Raw genomic sequence first — 4,765 nt, forward strand, 5'->3', positions numbered from 1 at the left:
TCATCCAAAGAACAAAGATAAAAATTTAGAAGATATTTCTTTAAGCATTAAAAATCTTCATATTAATAATAAAAAAGATAATCCACAAATAAATGAAACAATAAACCCAGAAAAGGATTAAATTATTAAAAATATTTTACAAAATTGAAAAATAAAGGAAAAAAGAAAAATGAATAAAAAAAAAGTTATTAAAAAAACAACTACTAACAAAAAAAATACTAAAAAACAAGATACTGCACAAAAAGATCCTAACAAAATAGCTAAAAAAGAATTAATTAGCGAAATAGCGAAAGAAGGTAAAGTATCTTTTACAGAAGCCAACGCGTTTTATAGTTTATTTGAAGAAGTTTTATTTCAAACGATTGCCAATAACAAGGAAGTAGTTTTAGGAACTCGTTTAGGAAAATTTGTAGTTTCTGAAATCAAAGCCTGTAAAAGACCTGAAATGAAAGCTATAAAACTTAAAAACGGCCAAATGAAATTTAAGAAAACAGGAAAAATGATTAAATATCCTGCTTCTTTGAAAGTGAGTTTTAAAATTGCAAAACCTTTAAAAGAAGCTGTGAAACAATAAGGAAATAAAAATTATCTGTTCTCTCCTGCTAGAAGATATTTAAAATTTTGAAGAAACTCTTTTCTTTAAATATCTTCTAGTATGAGAGGAAAATAGTGTTTTTTAAAAAAGAAAGAAGGAAAAAAAATGAAAAAACAAAAATTAAAATTAATGATGAAAGTATATATCAACTTTTTAATATGTATTGTATTAGCACTAGGCATTCTAGGAGGATATTATTATATGAATAAGGAGCCAGATAAATCTAATAAGGAGACAACCCAAGAGAAAGCAGTTTCTCAATCAGACAATATTTTAGACCAGTTAACAGATCAAATTAATTTTTACGAACAAAAATTAAAAGAAACGTCTGACACCTCCAGCCGAGAAACTTTACAACAAATTATCGATTTTTATCAAAAACAAAAAGAAAATTTGGAAAAGAAAAATTTATGGGAGGTTTATAGTCGTCTTTTAGAAGAAGAAATTAAAACTTTAGAACAAAAATTAAAAAACGAAACACATAAATTAACGGCTAAACACACTTTAACAGCTAAGAAATTACAAAAAGAAAAAGAATTAATTGCTTTACAAGAACAAGAAAAATTACTCACAGAAGAAGAAGAAATAGAAAATACCCTTTTACCAGATATAGCTAATAAATTGAAAAATCCTGATTTAAAAGAAGAAGATAAAAAGAAAATCATAGAGGAAAAAACACGTTTAACAACTAAATTAGACGACACTCAAAAACAAATTAATAAAATACTTCAAAAAATAAAAATCATTCAAGAAATCAATCATTTAGAAAAAGAACTTACAGAAATAACAGAAGAAAGTTATTTAACTCATCTTTTAAATACGCGTAAAGAACAATTACAAACGCAATTAGAAACTTTAAACTAATTTTTTATGCCAACAAATATTACTCCCCTCTTTAAAAGAGGTTGGAGTTGTTTGTTATTTGCGGGGGGCTTTTTAATCGCTGCTTTATTATTTCAATGGGGAAGTTCTTTGCCGAAAACCCATCTTCATTTGCCTTTCAAAGAACCAATTAAAGAAGAAACAGTTTTATTAAAAGAAAAACAACCTTCTTCTTTTAAACCTTTATCTCCTGAAATTGATAATTTTTATTATCATTCTCTTTTACCTTTAAAAGAACAAACTTATCAAAATACAGAATGTTATAACGTTTATTTAGGTGAAAATACAGGAATAAAAGAAGTCATGGGATGGTTAAAATATCATTTTCCTGTCAAAAATTTTGAAAAAGATTTTAGTTATGCGTTGTATAATGCGAGCGATTCTACATCAGAACCAGTTCATTTTAAATACCGTATTAAAGAGCCTCCGCCAGAACAATTTCTGTTAGCTTATTTTGAAGGTGGAACAAGAGAAGGAAAAAACGATACTTATACTTTAGAAGATTTAAAACAAATGAGTAACGGAGCAACTCATTTATATTATTTTTGGAATAAAAACGCCCCTTCAAATCCTCTTCAAGATACTTGTCTTTTTCAACCCCAAAATTATCATTTAGAAATTATTTATGATAAAGGAACAAATTTTGGTGGTCCGAGTTATTTTTTCATTGATAAAATAGTAGTCAAAGAAATTGCGAAAGATAAAATTGTGGCTATTTATCCGATTAATCAAAAAATAGAAGAGCCGTTTACCATTTTTAATTATGATTTTGAAGTTAAATTTCCTTTTTACAATTACACGCAAGAAGGTATGTTATGGAATACTAACCATATCAAATCTTTAAAAAAAATTGATTTATATGAAAAAAGAACTCAACAAAAAAGAACTTTATATTATGATGTAGATTAAAAAAAATTAAAAAGAAAGGAAAAGTTTTTATGAAACTTTTTAATAAAATTTATCTTCTTTTCCTTGGTTTTTTATCGTTTTGTATCATTATCCTTGGTATTTATGGTTTTTTAAAACAACAAAACACTACTCTCCAAGAGAAACAAAAACAAGAAACGGAACAAAAAACGACTCAAGAAGAGGGAGATGCCTTGGCTGAACAATTAGAAAAATTGCGCCAAGAGAATCAGAAAAAGATTGATGAAGCTGACAAGTTAAAACGTCAAGACGATGTTTTGAAACAAAAAATAGATTTCAATATTAAACGTCATAACGAAATTAATAATCTTTTATTTGCCATCAATCAAAAAAAGACTAACAAAGAAGAAGACTTAAAAAAGCTTCCTGTTACTGAGGTCGCCCAAAAAGAAACGCTGCAAAACGAGCTGACTAATTTAAATGCAGAAGCAGAAAAATTAAAGCAAGAAAAAGACGTCTTAACTAAAGAAAGCGAAGACTTAGTTAACCAACGCCAAGCCTTATTAAAAATCCAAACAGTTAAGAAACAACAAATTGCAAAACAAAATATCCTCATTGATCAAAAGAGTAAATTAGCTGTCTTTCAAGAAGAAATAACCGATTTAAGAGAGGCTATGGCTTATAATGACGCGGAAAAAGAAAAAATTACTCAGTTATTGCAACAAGCAAACCTTCCGCAAGAAGAAGAATCCCAATTAAGAAATTATCGTTTATTTTTAGATAGTCAATTGCTTTCTTTTGATAAAAGACTGCAAAAACTCCTTCGCGATATTGAAAATATTCAAAAAAATCAACTAGAAAATATGCAGAAAAAACCGAAAACCTTAGATAGTGTTTACGGAATGGAGGAAGAAAAAGAAAAATTCGCCAACATTCTTCATTATTTAAAAGGGGAGAAACATGTTCTTGGTTATCAAAATGTAAAACCTATGGGAATTTTATTATATGGACCTCCTGGAACAGGAAAAAGTCATTTAATAGAGGCTATTTGTGGAGAAACAGGAACCCATTATATCGAATTAGAACCTTCTCGTTTCGATAAAACTTATGTTGGCGAAGGGAACGAAGAGTTGGAAAAAATTTGGGCCGAAGCTGAAGAACATGACAAATCCATTATCTTTATTGATGAAATTAGTGGTTTAGCGAATCGAGAAGACAAAAATACTAACCAAACGGCTTCTAATATTATTAATAACTTATTAACCAAATTAGACGGTTTTAAAAAAAGTGAGAAAAAAATTATTTTAATGGGTGCTACGAATCATTTAAATAAAATAGATTCTGCTCTAAGAAGTCGTTTTCAACAAGAAATAGAAATTAATTCTTTTAAAAAAGAAGAAATTCCAGGTTTTTTAAAATATTTAATTTTAGCTAATAATTACCGTATCAGTTATCATACTTTGAATCATTTAACCACTTTAATAGATAAAATCCCCCCTATAGAAGAAATTAAAGAAAATGATTCCGAGCAAGAAAAAAACAGAAAAATAAAAGAAAATGAGAAAAAAACTTTTTCGAATCGTGATTGGGTGAAATTATTAAGTGATGCTTTTATGACTTATGATCGTTTAGCGTTTGTGAATAAGAATCACGAAGTAATGCTACCTTCAGATTTAGATGAGACTTTAGATAATAAATTAGGGATTAAAAAAACTAAAGCTGAAATAGAAGCCCATCGTAAAGAATGTGAAGACCAATACGGAGAATGGAAAAAAGGTTTAAATATTCAAACCTTAGACCATACAATTGTCGATCAAACTTATACGTTTACTCGTTTCAACGGCTTACATAATTGTCAATATCCTGATAAAGTACCTACTGATTTAAAAGCTTTTGTAAAACAAAAACCTTTTAATAAATGGGAATATCTTGAGATTGATCCAAATTTCCAAGGAAATTGTTTTGCTAAGGTTTCTGACATACCTCAAGACTTAGATAGTAGAAAAAATAATTCGTTATTTACTCAAAAAAATATATTTAGTGATGGTGTTTTTGTAGATACTTCTAATTATAATATTAGAATCCATTATAAAGGACCGAAATATATTTTAGATACCGACAAGGATTTTTATTTAATACAAATTAAGATACCAAAAGACGACCGTTTAGGCACTACCGATAAACAAACCTATTACCTTCACTTTAACCCCGTAAAACAATATATTACTTTATATACAGAACCAATGAATACTAAGTAATAACCATTTAATTAATCATTTAAAAAAAGGAGCCGCCTCCAACCCTGTGCTTAATAATACAAGGGAGGTGAATATCAATATAGTGACGATTAATTAATTATTTTTTAAATAAAAAGGAGTTCTATTAAATTTACTTTTATTTTGATAACTGAAATTTTTTTAT

4 protein-coding genes are annotated in these 4,765 nt (G+C 27.7%); all 4 read left to right on the forward strand.

The genetic code is table 11. The features are described 5' to 3' along the window. Window positions 1–169: 169 nt before the first annotated feature. Window positions 170–574 (forward strand): HU family DNA-binding protein, encoded by a 405-nt coding sequence (locus RI76_RS01815; RefSeq protein ID WP_017192435.1) that lies wholly within the window; start codon window positions 170–172, stop codon window positions 572–574. A 126-nt stretch (window positions 575–700) separates the two neighbouring features. Continuing rightward, window positions 701–1,459, forward strand: coding sequence for a hypothetical protein (locus RI76_RS01820; protein WP_017192436.1), 759 nt, complete (start codon window positions 701–703; stop codon window positions 1,457–1,459). A 51-nt stretch (window positions 1,460–1,510) separates the two neighbouring features. After that, a complete protein-coding gene (locus tag RI76_RS01825; RefSeq protein ID WP_187322841.1) occupies window positions 1,511–2,386 on the forward strand; it encodes a hypothetical protein in 876 nt (291 codons plus the stop codon). 29 nt (window positions 2,387–2,415) lie between these two features. Next, a complete protein-coding gene (locus tag RI76_RS01830; protein WP_017192437.1) occupies window positions 2,416–4,602 on the forward strand; it encodes an ATP-binding protein in 2,187 nt (728 codons plus the stop codon). Window positions 4,603–4,765 lie beyond the last annotated feature (163 nt).

It is taken from the genome of Milkweed yellows phytoplasma str. MW1 (assembly GCF_000309485.1).
GTDB lineage: Bacteria > Bacillota_I > Bacilli_A > Acholeplasmatales > Acholeplasmataceae > Phytoplasma.

Excerpts from the sequence above, each read along its gene's own strand:
- RI76_RS01815 (WP_017192435.1), top strand. The coding sequence starts at position 170 with ATGAATAAAAAAAAAGTTATTAAAAAAACAACTACTAACAAAAAAAAT.
- RI76_RS01820 (WP_017192436.1), top strand. The coding sequence starts at position 701 with ATGAAAAAACAAAAATTAAAATTAATGATGAAAGTATATATCAACTTT.
- RI76_RS01830 (WP_017192437.1), top strand. The coding sequence starts at position 2,416 with ATGAAACTTTTTAATAAAATTTATCTTCTTTTCCTTGGTTTTTTATCG.